General features: G+C 62.8%; 14 protein-coding genes. 5 read left to right on the top strand and 9 right to left on the bottom strand.

The window, feature by feature from the left end:
* Positions 1 to 106: 106 nt before the first annotated feature.
* The gene (locus ML401_RS20395) at positions 107 to 2,596 is read right to left on the bottom strand and encodes a PAS domain-containing sensor histidine kinase (protein ID WP_285806699.1); all 2,490 of its coding nucleotides are present in this window, start codon (positions 2,594 to 2,596) and stop codon (positions 107 to 109) included.
* Positions 2,597 to 2,814: 218 nt separating this feature from the next.
* On the opposite strand from ML401_RS20395, the gene ML401_RS20390 reads away from it, so the two are divergent.
* From ML401_RS20390 to ML401_RS20375, 4 genes are all read left to right on the top strand, one after another.
* Positions 2,815 to 3,927, top strand: a complete 1,113-nt coding sequence (locus ML401_RS20390) for a putative zinc-binding metallopeptidase (RefSeq protein ID WP_212068530.1) — start codon at positions 2,815 to 2,817, stop codon at positions 3,925 to 3,927.
* A gap of 165 nt (positions 3,928 to 4,092) precedes the next feature.
* Positions 4,093 to 6,108: an acetyl/propionyl/methylcrotonyl-CoA carboxylase subunit alpha gene (locus ML401_RS20385; protein WP_285806698.1), complete on the top strand. Its 2,016-nt coding sequence runs from the start codon at positions 4,093 to 4,095 to the stop codon at positions 6,106 to 6,108.
* Positions 6,109 to 6,259: 151 nt separating this feature from the next.
* Positions 6,260 to 7,126, top strand: coding sequence for an oxaloacetate decarboxylase (locus ML401_RS20380; protein WP_285806697.1), 867 nt, complete (start codon positions 6,260 to 6,262; stop codon positions 7,124 to 7,126).
* The gene (locus ML401_RS20375) at positions 7,123 to 7,422 is read left to right on the top strand and encodes an acylphosphatase (RefSeq protein ID WP_128918091.1); all 300 of its coding nucleotides are present in this window, start codon (positions 7,123 to 7,125) and stop codon (positions 7,420 to 7,422) included. Before ML401_RS20380 ends, ML401_RS20375 begins: the two co-directional genes overlap by 4 nt.
* Positions 7,423 to 7,640: 218 nt before the next feature.
* Here the strand turns inward: ML401_RS20375 and ML401_RS20370 are convergent, their stop codons facing one another.
* From ML401_RS20370 to ML401_RS20360, 3 genes are all read right to left on the bottom strand, one after another.
* Positions 7,641 to 7,850 carry a cold-shock protein gene (locus tag ML401_RS20370; protein ID WP_008141931.1) on the bottom strand — a complete coding sequence of 70 codons (210 nt, stop codon included), beginning with the start codon at positions 7,848 to 7,850 and terminating at the stop codon, positions 7,641 to 7,643.
* Between the two features lie 270 nt (positions 7,851 to 8,120).
* The gene (locus tag ML401_RS20365) at positions 8,121 to 8,453 is read right to left on the bottom strand and encodes a DHCW motif cupin fold protein (RefSeq protein ID WP_285806696.1); all 333 of its coding nucleotides are present in this window, start codon (positions 8,451 to 8,453) and stop codon (positions 8,121 to 8,123) included.
* Positions 8,454 to 8,610: 157 nt separating this feature from the next.
* Positions 8,611 to 8,982, bottom strand: coding sequence for a nuclear transport factor 2 family protein (locus ML401_RS20360; RefSeq protein WP_285812711.1), 372 nt, complete (start codon positions 8,980 to 8,982; stop codon positions 8,611 to 8,613).
* Between the two features lie 177 nt (positions 8,983 to 9,159).
* Between ML401_RS20360 and guaA the strand changes: the two genes are divergently transcribed.
* Positions 9,160 to 10,758, top strand: coding sequence for a glutamine-hydrolyzing GMP synthase (gene guaA / locus ML401_RS20355; RefSeq protein ID WP_285806695.1), 1,599 nt, complete (start codon positions 9,160 to 9,162; stop codon positions 10,756 to 10,758).
* A gap of 277 nt (positions 10,759 to 11,035) precedes the next feature.
* Here the strand turns inward: guaA and ML401_RS20350 are convergent, their stop codons facing one another.
* The 5 genes from ML401_RS20350 to ML401_RS20330 form a co-directional block, all read right to left on the bottom strand.
* On the bottom strand, positions 11,036 to 11,236 hold the full coding sequence (locus ML401_RS20350) for a hypothetical protein (RefSeq protein ID WP_285806694.1): 201 nt from the start codon (positions 11,234 to 11,236) through the stop codon (positions 11,036 to 11,038).
* 366 nt (positions 11,237 to 11,602) lie between these two features.
* A complete protein-coding gene (locus ML401_RS20345) occupies positions 11,603 to 12,145 on the bottom strand; it encodes a hypothetical protein (protein WP_285806693.1) in 543 nt (180 codons plus the stop codon).
* A 606-nt stretch (positions 12,146 to 12,751) separates the two neighbouring features.
* Positions 12,752 to 13,057, bottom strand: a complete 306-nt coding sequence (locus tag ML401_RS20340) for a hypothetical protein (protein ID WP_285806692.1) — start codon at positions 13,055 to 13,057, stop codon at positions 12,752 to 12,754.
* Positions 13,058 to 13,205: 148 nt separating this feature from the next.
* Entirely contained in the window at positions 13,206 to 13,424 is a 219-nt protein-coding gene (locus tag ML401_RS20335) for a hypothetical protein (RefSeq protein WP_285806691.1), read from the bottom strand.
* 813 nt (positions 13,425 to 14,237) lie between these two features.
* Positions 14,238 to 14,453, bottom strand: coding sequence for a hypothetical protein (locus tag ML401_RS20330; RefSeq protein WP_194402602.1), 216 nt, complete (start codon positions 14,451 to 14,453; stop codon positions 14,238 to 14,240).
* Between the last annotated feature and the right edge of the window lie 435 nt (positions 14,454 to 14,888).

The following is a 14,888-nucleotide window of genomic DNA, read 5'->3' as shown; positions in this document are numbered from 1 at the left end:
CGGCTACGAGCTCACGCTACAACGTCCGTCTCGGAGTATGGGTCCCGGATCGGCGCGCGCTTTTTGCGCGCTTGTCCGGGACGACAGCGGTAAGCTTGGCTCACATTCACCGCGTCACTGACAACTTCTCCGTGATCGCCTTGCGCAGGATGCGCGATAGCGATTCCACCGAATATGGCTTCTGGATCAGCTCGAAACCGCGATGGGCGTTTTCGGCGAGCACGTTGCTGTAGCCGGAGGTGAGCACCACGGGCAGGCCCGGATAGCGCTCGCGGATGATGCCGGCGAGCTCGACGCCGTTCATGCCGGGCATGATGACGTCGGAGAACACGAGGTCTACGGCGAATTCGTTCTCGCCAAGGATCGCCAGCGCCGCGTTGGCGTTGGCGACGCGGCGGACGACATAGCCGAGATCCTCCAGCAGCTCGGTGGAGAACTGACCGACATCGTCATTGTCCTCGACCACGAGCACGCGGTAGCCGCGCCCGGTGGTGGCGGCCTCGTGGATCAGCGCCGCGGCTTCCTTCTCGGCGACAGGGCTCTGGGCCTGCGGCAGGTAGATCGTGAAGGTCGCGCCTTTGCCCTGCGTGCTCGTCACCGCGACGTCACCCTCGGACTGCTTGGCGAAGCCGAACGCCTGGCTGAGACCGAGGCCGGTGCCCTTGCCGACCTCCTTGGTGGTGAAGAACGGCTCGAAGATCGAATCGAGATGTTCCGGCGCGATGCCGCTGCCGGTATCGGTGACCGAGATCGCGACATAGTCGCCGCTGCGTGCAGACTGCGCGCGCAAGCTGGGGATGCCGGAAACCTGGCGCACCGCGATGGTAAGGCTGCCTTCGCCCTCCATGGCGTCCCGGGCGTTGATGGCGAGGTTGATCAGCGCGGTCTCGAACTGGGCGATGTCGGCGATGGTGAAGCAGTCGGCGTCATGAATCTCCACCGCGATTTCGATGCGGCCGCCGACCAGCGGCCGGACCAGTTGCGCGACACCCTCGACCTGGCTGCCGACGTTGAAGATCTGCGGCTTCAGCGGCTGCCGGCGCGCGAACGCCAGAAGCTGAGCGGTCAGCTTGGAGGCGCGCTCGACCGTGTCGGAGATGGCATCGACATAGCGGCGGCGGCGCTCTTCCGGCAGCTCGCGGCGGCGCAGGAAATCGGTGGCCGAGCGGATGATGGTGAGGAGGTTGTTGAAGTCGTGGGCGACGCCGCCGGTGAGCTGGCCGATCGCCTCCATCTTCTGCGACTGCCGCAATGCTTCCTCGCCGCGGCGCCGTTCGGTGATGTCGACGGCTTCTGGGACCGCGCCGGTGATGTTGCCGTGGCGGTCGAGCACGGGGCGCATGCCGAAGTCGAAATCACGCTCGCCGATGGGAAGGCGCAGGCGCATCTCGAGCCGCACGGCTTCGCCCTTGAGCACGGTGTGGAACGCTTCGCGCACCAGCGCACTCATGCCCTCCGTCGCGCTGAACCAGGGCGTCTCCCACAGCGGCTTTCCGATCACCTCCGAGGAAGGAGCCCCCATGCCGTCGAGTGCGGTCTTGTTGGCGTAGAGCAACTCGCCGCTGAGATTGACGAGGCCCTGATACTGGTTGCTGGTCTCCAGGATCGCGCGCAGCCGCGCCTCGTTGGATTCGAGCTCGGCCGTGCGCTCGGCGATGCGCTCTTCCAGCGTCTCGTTGAGCCGCCGGAGCTCGATCTCGGCCTGCTTGGCGACGGTGATGTCGTGGGCGACCCCGATGAAGCCGATATGCTTGCCGGTCGGATCCCAGCGCGGCTGCGATTCCGAGCGCAGCCAGCGCCATTCGCCGCTGGCATTCTTGTAGCGCGCTTCCAGCACGAAGGGTTTCAGCGAGGCTTCGCCCTGCACCGATTGCTGCAGCACATGCGGCAGGTCGTCCGGATGCAGCACCTTGCGCCAGTCGAAGGCGATCGCCTGATCGTAGGGCAGGCCGACGAAGTCGACATAGGCCTGGTTGGCAAAGGACCGCGTGCGGTCGAGCTTGGTCACCCAGATCGGCACCGGGGCACTGTCGGCGATCAGGCGGAAGCGTTCCTCGCTCTCGCGCAGGGTCTCGCGCGCGAGCATCTGGTCGGTGACGTCGATATGGGCGCCGACCAGGCGGATGGCGCGGCCGTCCTTGTCGCGCTCGATCTTGGCGACGACCCGGATCCAGCGGGTCTCGCCGTCATTGGGACGGATGATGCGGTATTCGGCGGTGTAGTCTTCGCTGGTGTCGGCGAGTGCATCGATGAAGTGCTTGACGGTGGCGTCGCGGTCGTCGGGATGGATACGATTGACCCAATCCTCGTGCGATTCCTCGGCCGCCTCCGGCGGCAGGCCGTGGAGCATCAGATATTCGGGCGAACGCCGGTTCTTGAAGCCCTCGCGGAAGTCGACCTCGACGCCGCCGACCTTGCCGATGCGCTGGATGCGCGCCAGCTCGGTCTCGCGCTCCTGGAGCGCACGATAGGCGTTGTCGCGCTCGCGCGCGACGTCTTCGAGATGCTGACGCAGCCTTTCGGCAGCGATGGTCTCGGGCAAATGATCGTTCAAGGGATCGTTCAAGGCATCGGCCGTTGTCATGCGGGAGCGCACGTGCCGGATCGATATTCACACAGACGGAGCGTGATGGCCATTGCCTACAAGGGAGCGCCTGGCGGGAAATGCGGGCTTGCGTGGACCGGGAAAAGATACGTCTCTTCAATTCCTGGTCTGGCTATTTGTTCCAGAGACTGGAACGATCAGCCTGCGGATGCGTCTTCGCGAGGCGCCATGACGGGCTGCCATGAAGCTCTTTCCGAAGAGGCTAAATCTTGAAACTCTTTCTCTGCCAGGCCTGCGGCAACGTCCTCTATTTCGAGAACCGCGCCTGTGAACGATGCGGTCATCGGGTCGCTTTCCTGCCGGAGCAGGAGACGATGTCGGCGATCGAGCCAGACGGAGAGGCCTGGAGAATGCTGGCCGACAAGGGCCAAAGCCGGATGCTATGCCGGAACGCTGGGTACGATGCCTGCAACTGGCTCACGGACGCGGGCGATACCACCGGCTATTGCCGCGCCTGCCGCCACAATGGGATGGTGCCGAACCTCTCGGATCCGGCGCAGCTCGCCGGCTGGCGCGAGCTGGAGGTGGCGAAGCACCGTCTGTTCTATTCCCTGATCCGCTGGAAGCTGCCGCTCCGGACTCGGCAGGACGACCCCGAACATGGTCTGATCTTCAATTTCCTGGCCGACGATCCGAACAGCGGCGAGAGGATCCTGACGGGCCACGACAACGGCTTGATCACGATTGCGCTGACTGAGGCCGACACCATCGAGCGCGAGCGGCGCAGGCTCGAAATGGGCGAGCCGTACCGGACGCTGCTCGGGCATTTTCGCCACGAGGTCGGGCACTATTTCTGGGATGTGCTGGTGCGGGACGGCGGCAAGCTCGAAGAATGCCGCGCGGTCTTCGGCGACGATTCTGTCGATTACGGCCAGGCGCTACAGCGTCACTATGCCGAGGGGCCGCCACCCGACTGGCAGCAGAGCTACGTTTCGGCCTATGCCACCACCCATCCCTGGGAAGACTTCGCGGAGACCTGGGCGCACTATCTCCACATTGTGGATGCCCTGGAGATGGCCGGCGAGTTCGGCATGGAGGTGCGCCCCAAGGTCGACCGTGACGGGGAGTTGACGGCGCGGATCCGGTTCAATCCCTACGAGGCCCGCGACGTCGATGCGCTGCTGAGCGCATGGCTGCCCTTCACCTTCGCCATGAACAGCGTCAACCGCGCCATGGGCCTGCGCGACCTCTATCCCTTCATCCTGTCGCCCGCGGTGGTCAGCAAGCTCGGCTTCATTCACGGCCTGGTCAGGGACGTGGCCAAGGACGCCAAGGAAGCCAGGGAGGCCAGCAAGGCCCAGGACGTCCCGGGCCGTCGCTAGAGGCGTGTCGAGCCCCCTTTGGTCTTGCGCTGGTACGCCAGAACGGGCCGGATTTAGACCGTTGCCTCCGGCCCATTTTGATGTACCACGGAAGCCACACGGCCCGTCCCATAGGCCCCAACGGCCAGGGAAGGGTCCCGCCCAAGGTCGAGACTCAAGAAAAGCATGTTCAAACGCATCCTGATCGCCAATCGCGGCGAAATCGCCTGCCGGGTCATCAAGACTGCCCGCAAGATGGGAATTCAGACGGTTGCGGTCTATTCCGAGGCCGATCGCGACGCCCTCCATGTCGAGATGGCCGACGAGGCCGTGCTGATCGGCCCGCCCGCGGCCGCCGAGAGCTACCTGGTGATCGAGAAGATCGTCGAGGCCTGCCGCAAGACCGGCGCCGAGGCCGTGCATCCCGGTTACGGCTTCCTGTCCGAGCGCGAGGCATTTCCGCGCGCGCTGGAGGCGGCCGGTATCGTCTTCATCGGCCCGAACCCGGGCGCGATCGCTGCGATGGGCGACAAGATCGAATCGAAGAAGGCGGCCGCCAAGGCCAAGGTCTCGACCGTGCCGGGCCATCTCGGCGTCATCGAGGACGACAAGCACGCGGTCAGGATCGCCGACGAGATCGGCTACCCCGTGATGATCAAGGCCTCCGCGGGTGGCGGCGGCAAGGGCATGCGCATCGCGCATTCGAAGTCCGAGGTCGCCGAAGGCTTCAATCTCGCCAAGGCCGAGGCGAAGGCCTCGTTCGGCGACGACCGTGTCTTCGTCGAGAAGTTCATCGTCGATCCCCGCCACATCGAGATCCAGGTGCTGGGCGACAAGCACGGCAACGTCATCTATCTCGGCGAGCGCGAATGCTCGATCCAGCGCCGCAACCAGAAGGTCATCGAGGAGGCGCCGTCGCCGTTGCTCGACGAGGCCACGCGCCGCAAGATGGGCGAGCAGGCGGTCGCGCTGGCCAAAGCCGTGAACTACGATTCCGCCGGCACCGTCGAGTTCGTCGCGGGGCAGGACAAGAGCTTCTACTTCCTGGAGATGAACACCCGCCTGCAGGTCGAGCATCCCGTCACCGAGCTCGTCACCGGCGTCGACCTCGTCGAGCAGATGATCCGCGTTGCCGCGGGCGAGAAGCTCGCCATCGCGCAGAAGGACGTCACGCTGACGGGCTGGGCGGTGGAATCGCGTCTCTACGCCGAAGACCCGTTCCGCAACTTCCTGCCCTCGATCGGGCGTCTGGTGAAATATCGCCCGCCGGCGGAAGCCAGCCACGACGGCATCACCATCCGCAACGACACCGGCGTGCAGGAGGGCGGCGAGATCTCGATCCATTATGATCCGATGATCGCCAAGCTCGTCACCCACGCGCCCTCGCGTGCGGCCGCGATCGAGGCGCAGGCGACCGCGCTGGATTCGTTCTATGTCGACGGCATCCGCCACAACATCCCGTTCCTGTCGGCCTTGATGCATCATCCGCGCTGGCGCGAGGGCCGGCTCTCGACCGGCTTCATCGCCGAGGAATTCCCCAAGGGCTTTGCGGTGCGCGTGCCGGAAGGCGAGGTCGCGCGGCGCATCGCCGCGGTCGGCGCCGCCATAGATCACGTGCTGGGAGAGCGCAAGCGGCAGATCTCGGGCCAGATGGGCGGCCGCATCGTGCAGCGCGAGCGGCGCCGCGCGGTCTGGCTCGACCGCCAGGAGATCCAGCTCGAGGTCGCGCGCGAGGGCGAGGCGATCGCGATCCGCTTCATCGATGCCGAGGGCAAGGCCGGCAACGCGCATCTGCTGGCCTCGCCATGGAAGCCGGGCGATGCGGTCTGGCAGGGCACCATCGATGGCCAGTTCGTCGCGCTGCAGGCGCGGCCGATCCCGAACGGTATCCGCCTCGCGCATCAGGGCGTCGAGGTGCCGGTCTATGTCTGGACCGAAGCGGAAGCTGCATCCGCGCGGCTGATGCCAGTGACGACGGCCTCCGACAGCGGCAAGAAGCTGCTCTGCCCGATGCCCGGCCTCGTGGTCTCGATCGCGGTGACCGAGGGGCAGGAGGTCAAGGCCGGCGAGACGCTGGCGGTGGTCGAAGCCATGAAGATGCAGAACGTGCTGCGCGCCGAGCAGGACGGCACGGTGAAGAAGGTCCACGCCAGCGCCGGCGCGACGCTGGCGGTGGACGCGCTGATCCTGGAGTTTGCGTAAGAGCGCTTCGGGCACAACAGGAGACCCTCACCCTGAGGAGTCCCGCCTTCGCGGCGTCTCGAAGGGCGAGGCCACCAGCCGGGCCTTTCATCCTTCGAGATGCGCGCCAAGAGCGCGCTCCTCAGGATGAGGAATTGAGAGTGAGGCACCCATGGCCTTTCGTTCCCGCCGCGAGAAACTTCGCTCCGTTCTGTCGGACGCCACCTGCGTCCATCCCGGCTCGGTCTACGACGCCATCTCGATCCGCATCGCCGAGGACCTCGGCTTTCCGCTCGGCATGTTCGGCGGTTCGGTCGCCTCGCTTGCCGTGCTTGGCGATCCCGACGTCACGCTGATCACGCTCACCGAGCTTGCCGAGCAGATGCGGCGGATGTCGCGCGCCTCCGCGCTGCCCGTGCTGGTCGATGCCGATCACGGCTATGGCAACGCGCTCAATGTCCGCCGCACCGTGCAGGAACTGGAGACGGCTGGCGCCGCCGGCCTCACCATCGAGGACACCCTGCTGCCGGCGGCCTTTGGCGAAGCGAAGGCGCAGCTGATCTCGCTCGAGGAAGGTGTCGGCAAGATGAAGGCCGCGCTGAGCGGCCGCGGCGATGCCTCCCTGGTCATCATGGGGCGCACCGGTGCTGCTTCGATCACCTCGATCGAGGACGCGATCCGCCGCGCCAAGGCTTATGAGGCCGCCGGTGTCGATGCGCTGTTCTTCACCGGCATCAAGTCGCGGGCCGAACTCGAGGCGGTGAGCGCTGCGACGCGCCTGCCGATCGTGCTCGGCGGGGCGCCCGAGGACTTGAGCGCGCTCGATTACCTCGCCAGCCACCGCGTGCGTATCGCGCTGCAGGGCCACGCACCGATCGCCGCCGCGACGCAGGCCGTGTACGCGACCCAGAAGGCGCTCCGCGACGGTGCATCGCCGAAAGACCTCCAAGGGCTCGCATCGTTGGAACTGACGGCCGGCGTCATGCGCGAAGCCGACGTCAAGGCGCGCAGCGCCGAATTCCTCGGATTGAAAAAATGAGCCGGGCGATCCTCCAGGTGATGATCCGCGGGCGCGTGCAGGGCGTCGGCTATCGGGCCTGGGTGGAGTATCAGGCGACGGCGAGCGGCCTCGAGGGGTGGGTTCGCAACCGCCGCGACGGCAGCGTGGAAGCACTGTTTGCCGGCACGCCGAAGCACGTCGCCGACATGGTCGCGCTGTGCCGCCACGGTCCGCCATCCTCGCGCGTCGACAGTGTGACCAGCGAGACCGCCGGAGCGGACGAATTGAACCTGCGCAGGGCAGGGGAAGCGTTTTCGGTGCTGCCCACGGTGTAGGTGTCGCTCTCAAGAGAAGTCGTCATGCCCGTGCCAGTCCCGGGCAAAGGCGCTCTTGCGCCGTGCCCACGATGACCTTGCGATCCCCGGTGACTCCGCCCTACGGCACCGTGTCGGACACCCCGAAAACAAAAGCCCCGCGAACCGGATCCCGGTCGCGGGGCCTTTTAACTCTGGCGTTCTGCCGGTACGTCCGTGGTCAGAACGCTGCGCCGGCGTTAGCCGACGCGGAGATTGTCAGCCGACGACTTGCCGCTGCGGCGGTCGGCGACGATGTCGAACGAGACCTTCTGACCCTCGTTGAGGGAGGAGAGGCCGGCGCGCTCGACGGCGCTGATGTGCACGAACACGTCCTTCTGGCCGTCGTCCGGCTGGATGAAACCATAACCCTTTTGGGTGTTGAACCACTTCACGGTGCCCATAGCCATGGGAATTTCCTTTAGTTAGTTAGTTAGAGAGAGTACGCACGTGGACCGGTACGCAGCATTGCGCCCATAGCCCTGTTCAGTCGATGTTTGGAGAAGTCATCTGAAGCGTGCGCGCCCGTTAGCAACGAGGCGAAGCGGCCCAGTCGTTCGGCCAAGTATCGATGATCACAATATAGCGAGAATTTGGGGCCAGTTCAAGCCACCACCCGTGGTCCGAAACGTCGTCCGACTTTTCTATTTTGCGGTGCAAAGTAACGGTCCGGATGAACCTCAATCCACGATGAAAAGCGTCGCCCCGGTTGCGGTCGAGGACCGGTGTGCGGCGTCGCCGAAATCCGAGACCTGGTAGCTCATGCCCGCCGTCAGCTTGAAGGCGCGGCCATCGCGCAGCTCGGAACGGAGCTCGCCCTCCAGCACGTAGAGCACGTGGCCGCGAACGCACCAATGGTCGGCCAGGTAGCCGGGTGAATATTCCACCATCCGGACCCGGAGATCGCCGATATTGAGCGTGCGCCACGTGGCCTGCCCGGTCTCACCGGGATGCGTGGTCGGCTCGACCTTGCTCCAGTCGGTGACGGTGAAGGGGGAGGTGGGGAGTTTCATGGGGGAGTCCTGTCTTGAGAGCCGGCAGCGTTGTCGTTAGCGCACGCCGTCGCGCCAGTCTCCGTCATTGCGAGCGCAGCGAAGCAATCCAGAAATGCATCCGCGGCGACAGTCTGGATTGCTTTGCTGCGCTCGCAATGACGAGGAGAGAGCACGATCACCCCACCAAATGGTTCGCCGAGCCCTGCACGATCAGCCCCGCCTCGTTCACCCGCAGATATTCGCAGATCTTCTTGCCCCGCTCGTTGGCGTAAAACACCACGACGCTGTCCGGGCTGACGAAGAGGTCGATCAGCGTGAAATGCAGCTCCGGCACCAGCCCGAGCGCCTTGCCCCAATAGGTGCGCAAGGCATCCTTGCCGCGCACGGTGCCGCTGGCGTCGAAACCCAGCATCGGGATGCGGTCCGAGGTCATCAATGCCGCCTCGTCGTAGAGCGTGAGCACGCGCTCGAGATCGCGCGCGTTCCAGGCCTCGACCCAGATCCGGCCGAGCGCGGCCAGCGTCGATGGCTGGTGATGCGAAGACATGTGATGCGAGGACATGTGTTGCGAAGACATGGCGTTCTCCCTGATCGCCCCTGTTCAAGAGCGGGGCATAATAGGTCAATAATACTTACCTATATGGGTTTGTCCATGCCCAAAGAAGCATGTGGGCGCGCGACAGGCGCGGTTGCGGGCAGGGCCGCGCCAGCGTATTTGCTGGCCATGACAGCAGCACAGAACGACCGCTCCGCGTCGACGCCCTCCGTGGCCTCGGCGCACGACAAGATTCTCATCGTCGACTTCGGCAGCCAGGTGACGCAGCTGATCGCGCGTCGCGTGCGCGAGGACGGCGTCTATTGCGAGATCGTCCCGTTCAACAAGGCCGAAGCCGCCTTCAACGAGATGAAGCCGAAAGCGGTGATCCTCTCGGGCGGTCCCGAATCGGTGCACGAGGCCGGCTCGCCGCGCGCCCCGCAAGCCATCTTCGATTCCGGCGTGCCCGTGATGGGCATCTGCTACGGTCAGATGACCATGGCGGAGCAGCTTGGCGGCACCGTCGAGGGCGGCCATCACCGCGAGTTCGGCCGCGCCGATGTCGAGGTCAAGGCCGAGAGCCAGCTGTTCGCGGACGTCTGGTCGTCAGGCAGCAAGAACCAGGTCTGGATGAGCCATGGCGACCGCATCACCAAGATGCCGCCGGGCTTCTCCGTCGCCGGCACCTCGCCGAATGCACCGTTCGCGATCATCCAGGACGAGAAGCGCAAATATTACGGCCTGATGTTCCACCCGGAAGTGGTGCACACGCCCGACGGTGCGAAACTCATCCGCAACTTCGTGCGCAAGATCGCAGGCCTCAGCGGCGACTGGACCATGCGCGCCTTCCGCGAGGAGGAAATCGCAAAAATCCGCCAGCAGGTCGGCAAGGGCAAGGTGATCTGCGGCCTGTCCGGCGGCGTCGATTCCGCCGTCGCGGCCGTCTTGATCCACGAGGCCATCGGCGACCAGCTCACCTGCGTGTTCGTCGATCACGGCCTGCTCCGCCTCGACGAGGCCAAGACGGTGGTCGACCTGTTCCGCCACCACTACAACATCCCGCTGGTGCACGTGGATGCCTCGAAACAGTTTTTGGGCGAGCTCGAAGGCGTCACCGACCCCGAAGCCAAGCGCAAGACCATCGGCCGCCTCTTCATCGAGGTGTTCGAGGCCGAGGCCAAGAAGATCGGCGGCGCCGACTTCCTCGCGCAAGGCACGCTCTACCCCGACGTGATCGAGAGCGTCTCCTTCACCGGCGGCCCCTCCGTCACCATCAAGTCGCACCACAATGTCGGTGGCCTGCCCGAGCGCATGAACATGAAGCTCGTCGAGCCCTTGCGCGAGCTGTTCAAGGACGAGGTGCGCAAGCTCGGGCGCGAGCTCGGCCTGCCCGAAATCTTCGTCGGCCGTCACCCGTTCCCGGGCCCCGGCCTTGCCATCCGCTGCCCCGGGGACATCACGAAAGACAAGCTCGACATCCTGCGCAAGGCCGATGCCGTCTATATCGACCAGATCCGCAAGCACGGCCTCTACGACGAAATCTGGCAGGCCTTTGCCGTGCTGCTCCCGGTGAAGACCGTCGGCGTCATGGGCGACGGCCGCACGTATGACTACGTCGTAGGCCTTCGCGCCGTGACGTCGACCGACGGCATGACCGCGGACTTCTACCAGTTCGACATGAAGTTTCTCGGCGAGACCGCGACGCGCATCATCAACGAAGTGAAGGGCGTGAACCGGGTGGTGTACGACGTGACGAGCAAGCCGCCTGGGACGATTGAGTGGGAGTAGGGCTGCGGGCAGTTATCGCGTAGTTTGGCGTAGTCTTGGGAGCTTCTCTCGCATTCCAGATGCTCTGACCGAGAAGTTAGATTGGCGTAGCCCACCTGAGATTGGCAAGCCATTGCTATCTGGACAACAGAGTGCGGCAGCGCGGTCGAGGGTGCAGAAGGGACAGCGTGTTCAGCGGCGGGCGCAACACATGCCGGATACGACAGCAGAGTCCAGGAAATTGGGGCGCGCCGCACAACTGGTGCTTGGCGCGAACATCCCCTCAGGCTCGTGATATCTAGGTCATTGGCATTGAATGGAGGCCTGGATCAAAGTACTGCTCGCCAGCGTGAAGTCCTTGATGCCTGCGTTGGCCAAAGAAATCTGTCAATTGTTGTAGCCAGTTCAGTTCGTGACGGTCCCACCTGAATACATGCGTTTCCAGTCCTTGGACGTGAAGCATCTTCTGAGCCTTGAACGACTCATTGATGTCGGCCATCGGCGTCTGTTTGTAGTGACCCTTTCTGAAGAGTCTCCATCGCTTCCCGCGCTCTTGCCATGATTGAGTCGTTCGCCTTCGGCCCAGCCCTTGATGTAACGGCCGCGGATCGTGTCGCGCTCTGCGGTCGAGACATGGTTGGCGTTGAGCGTCAGGCCGAAGGCGAAGTTCTGCTTCACCTTCGACACGCTCGCAATTGAGCTGCTTGTCAGAGTCCTAGCGACCCAAGCAGCGGCAGCGGCCCAGGACCGCAACGGGTCCCCGGCTGGCTCGGGGGCCAGATATTGAACATCTGGCCCACGTTCATGGCTGCTGGCTGGCGTTAGAGCGGCGACCAACCGTTAGGCCAACGGTCGTTGGGACCGTTCAACCCGCACCGCGAGGATTGACAACCGTGTAGCCACGCAATGATCGCGGGTGCATCCGCGTCGCGTGTCCGCCTGAGTTGGCGTCATACGCCATCCACATGTCGCCTTCGAGGTGCTGTTCCAGAACGAAGACATGCCCGCGCCGCGCTGCGACCATTCCCGGCGCAGGCGAAGTCCGCGGGAAGCGTAGCCAGTTGGCCGCAAGGTTCAATTCAGGCACGACACGACCAAACACTCGCAAGGCTGCGCCACAACCACAGAATGAAGACGGGCAACCGGGCGGCCGACCGCCGACAATCCGGCCCTGAGTACGGTCACTCACCGCCGCTACGCTGTTGGGCGTGGCTAACGCGAGTTGCTTGGGGCGATACGCCAGCAGTGAGTAGTGCGAAGTTCGTTCGCGGCGCGCCTGGGTGGCCGAGAAGTCACATGGCATGATGACATTGCATTCGGGCGCGTGGACGATGCGATAAGGTCTTGCTTCTGAACAGATTGGACCGATGACAACGAGGAAACACGCAGAAAATACTTGCTTGAACATTGCAGGAACTCCGAGCTGAGATCCTGCCCCGCGCCAAACAACGAACTTATTTAGGCTGAAAAGAGGCTAAAATGACGGGAATTGCTTGACGCTCTTGTCAATCCTCACGGCCTTACGTTGTGCCTTATCGAATAACTCGTTGAGGGGGTGCGCCTTGATCCTTTCGCATTGATGAGGCCTCATCCACCAGGCACTGAACTCGTCGGCTAATGGCGGAAGTGTCCACGGAGAATTCTTCGACTTCTGAGAAGGTAAGCCGGATCGTTCGCGCATCCATGCGACGCTGCAACTCCTTCCGTGCTGGTCGTAGACGGACGTCAGACTCCGGCTCGCAATAGTCACAGGTATGTTGAAGTTCAGGACGAGCCCCAGCCTGAGCTCAGTGATCAGCTGTGATCCGCAATTGCCTTCGAGTGATCCGCGGCTAAGGCATCGAATACTCAGTAAAAATCGTCCGTGAAGACTTTCGCAGCAAGCAACTGAATTATCCTTACTTCGATAATCCTAAAACGAAGATTTCGCGGCAACGCGAAGAGGGCGCAGGTACCTTGCGCGGAGAACTCGCGCGCCTGACGATTGCAACGACGATAGCGAAGCGAATCTCGATTACTGCACTTTTTGCCCGAGGTCTCTCAGCAGCGTGTGGAGAAAGTCGCTGGCATGGTCGTATTGAGCGTTGCCTCTTGCGATTTGACGAACGAGCGGGTCCATTAACCGACCGACGGTTTCGGAGCCGAGTAGCTCAGTTCTGTCCGACCACTGCAGCAGTAGAGTTTCTGGTATATCTTCTGCAGATCTGAACAGCCTTAAGAGGCAATGTTCGCCCTTGGAGTCGTGGTCGTGATGGGCCCTTGCCGCATAGAAAGCGAATAGCCCACGGAAGGCATCACGGGAAACAGCAGGTTTTCCCATCTGAATTTCCCCGAAAAAAGATTCTCAATGAAAGCAAGTCTGAATCGTTCGGGCGGGAAAAGCTAGTAAAAAATGAACCGCTTATACCTTCATCAAATTGTGCTCTGATCGAGATTAAATCGCGATTAACTCCAACGGTCAGCACTCGTTACCTAATTTCTTCGAGCGCTTCTGCCGATTCTTCGCTGGCTGGGACAGCCAAGCAGCGCTCGTACGCCAAACGCGGGGCGAAGATCATTTTTCTTCCCGCGCCTGGAAATCGGGAATAATCGGCAATTTTGGCGATTGTTTCTGTGCGCCACGTCGACCTGCGCCTGAGGCGGCAGCACACCCGGCGGCCTGAGCCGTCGAAGCTGAGGTCGCTCATTTGCCATTTCCTATCGCAAACGTTGTGCGGGATCCGCAAATCTGCGGCACGCGAAATCGTGCTTCCGCTTTGCATGATTGGAATTCGAATCGGAGAGCGACCCCGCTAACTCGGCAGAAATAGCCAAGAAGCTAGGAAGACATGTGGCATCGATCCGAGCCGCACCTCACATAGTTTGGGGTTCTTACCCAGAAAATGATCAGTGCGATGCCGATGGCGGGAGTGCGGCCCCGGTACGGCACTGGAGGGGGACATTGCCCGGGGCCGCCCCGCGGGTCCAACGTGGACCAGCATAAGTGCAACCGAGAGTTCGAGGGGATCGTTCCTAAGTGGTAAGCGGCTGTTGACGCGCTGGTATCGTGACTGGGGCGCCACCCGGCGCCCGACGTGTGCGGTACGTTGCAATCCAATTGTCCAACCCGTCGTGCTCATCCTCGACGCTCAATGCGCAGCTTCGAGCCACCAGCGCGCTTGTGGTCACCATGGCGCGCGCCGAGCTCACCCGAAGACCAGCGCGATCTGCGTGCGCCGACACGCTGAATCTACCATCGTGCGCAATGGGCAGCGGCGGCGAACGAGCTCGATGCTTGGTGTCACGCAGAACAGCCAGGCTGCAAACTCCGTTACGAAGTCGTGACGGGAAGCTCGGATTTGTGACGACGTGCCAATAATGTCTAACCGGTGACTGCCGGAGGCGTCGGTTCGCTCTACGACGATGCGCGAAATATTTCTCAAAGCGGCCAGCGCTGCAAAAACAACGACTGCATCGGAAAGGGAAGCTGGCGCAGTCGCGGAAGCCCCTCGTTATTTGCGTCAGTACGTCGGCGCCGTACGAGCGACCTCTATCGTTCTGATGACCGGCTCCTCGACCCAGGCCTCGCGGGCAAACCAGTTGTGATTGGCCTGACAGACCGGACAAAGCGTATTGCCGAAAAACACGATGCTTCGCAGGAAAGTCTCACGATCGGATTTGAGGCCGGTAGGAATCGCGCGGCCGGATTGCGGACACTTGACCATAATCATACCCACGCCAACCTCCCTGGATGTGTGGTCGAATAAGGGGGCCGGTCGGCTGGAGTGCGCTCTCGTCGATGCGGGTTCACTTGGGGGGCATCGCACCTGGGTCGCTGTCGAGCTAGGGCAGCTTGCTCGTGACGGCGTTTCTCCAACCGACCGGATTCCTAGTTTCGTGGATTGTGGGATACCGCCGGGCTTTGGCTCGGCAGTTCTGAATGATGTTCAAGACACAACGTAAAGTCGCGGGTAAGCCGCAAAAAAATATAAGGGCTCAATTCTTCAGGCTTCGAGCGAAATGCCCCGCCGGCAGCGCAACTATTATCATTTTTGACAGTCACCAAGTTCGGCTCCTATTCGCTCAGCTTCTGAACATTCACTGCTGAGATTTAATTTGTAAATAGAAAAGCGCATTGTCGGTGCGATTTGCGACTCTCGTGGATATATTTT

Origin of the sequence: Bradyrhizobium sp. 62B, from assembly GCF_030272265.2 — a bacterium.
Taxonomy (GTDB): Bacteria; Pseudomonadota; Alphaproteobacteria; order Rhizobiales; family Xanthobacteraceae; genus Bradyrhizobium.
This window is presented reverse-complemented; position numbering and strand designations above follow the sequence as displayed.

Excerpts from the sequence above, each read along its gene's own strand:
- guaA (WP_285806695.1), top strand. The coding sequence starts at position 9,160 with ATGACAGCAGCACAGAACGACCGCTCCGCGTCGACGCCCTCCGTGGCC.
- ML401_RS20335 (WP_285806691.1), bottom strand. The coding sequence starts at position 13,424 with ATGAGCGACCTCAGCTTCGACGGCTCAGGCCGCCGGGTGTGCTGCCGC.
- ML401_RS20350 (WP_285806694.1), bottom strand. The coding sequence starts at position 11,236 with ATGGCCGACATCAATGAGTCGTTCAAGGCTCAGAAGATGCTTCACGTC.
- ML401_RS20375 (WP_128918091.1), top strand. The coding sequence starts at position 7,123 with ATGAGCCGGGCGATCCTCCAGGTGATGATCCGCGGGCGCGTGCAGGGC.
- ML401_RS20370 (WP_008141931.1), bottom strand. The coding sequence starts at position 7,850 with ATGGCTATGGGCACCGTGAAGTGGTTCAACACCCAAAAGGGTTATGGT.
- ML401_RS20360 (WP_285812711.1), bottom strand. The coding sequence starts at position 8,982 with ATGTCTTCGCATCACCAGCCATCGACGCTGGCCGCGCTCGGCCGGATC.
- ML401_RS20340 (WP_285806692.1), bottom strand. The coding sequence starts at position 13,057 with ATGGGAAAACCTGCTGTTTCCCGTGATGCCTTCCGTGGGCTATTCGCT.
- ML401_RS20380 (WP_285806697.1), top strand. The coding sequence starts at position 6,260 with ATGGCCTTTCGTTCCCGCCGCGAGAAACTTCGCTCCGTTCTGTCGGAC.
- ML401_RS20365 (WP_285806696.1), bottom strand. The coding sequence starts at position 8,453 with ATGAAACTCCCCACCTCCCCCTTCACCGTCACCGACTGGAGCAAGGTC.
- ML401_RS20385 (WP_285806698.1), top strand. The coding sequence starts at position 4,093 with ATGTTCAAACGCATCCTGATCGCCAATCGCGGCGAAATCGCCTGCCGG.
- ML401_RS20345 (WP_285806693.1), bottom strand. The coding sequence starts at position 12,145 with ATGTTCAAGCAAGTATTTTCTGCGTGTTTCCTCGTTGTCATCGGTCCA.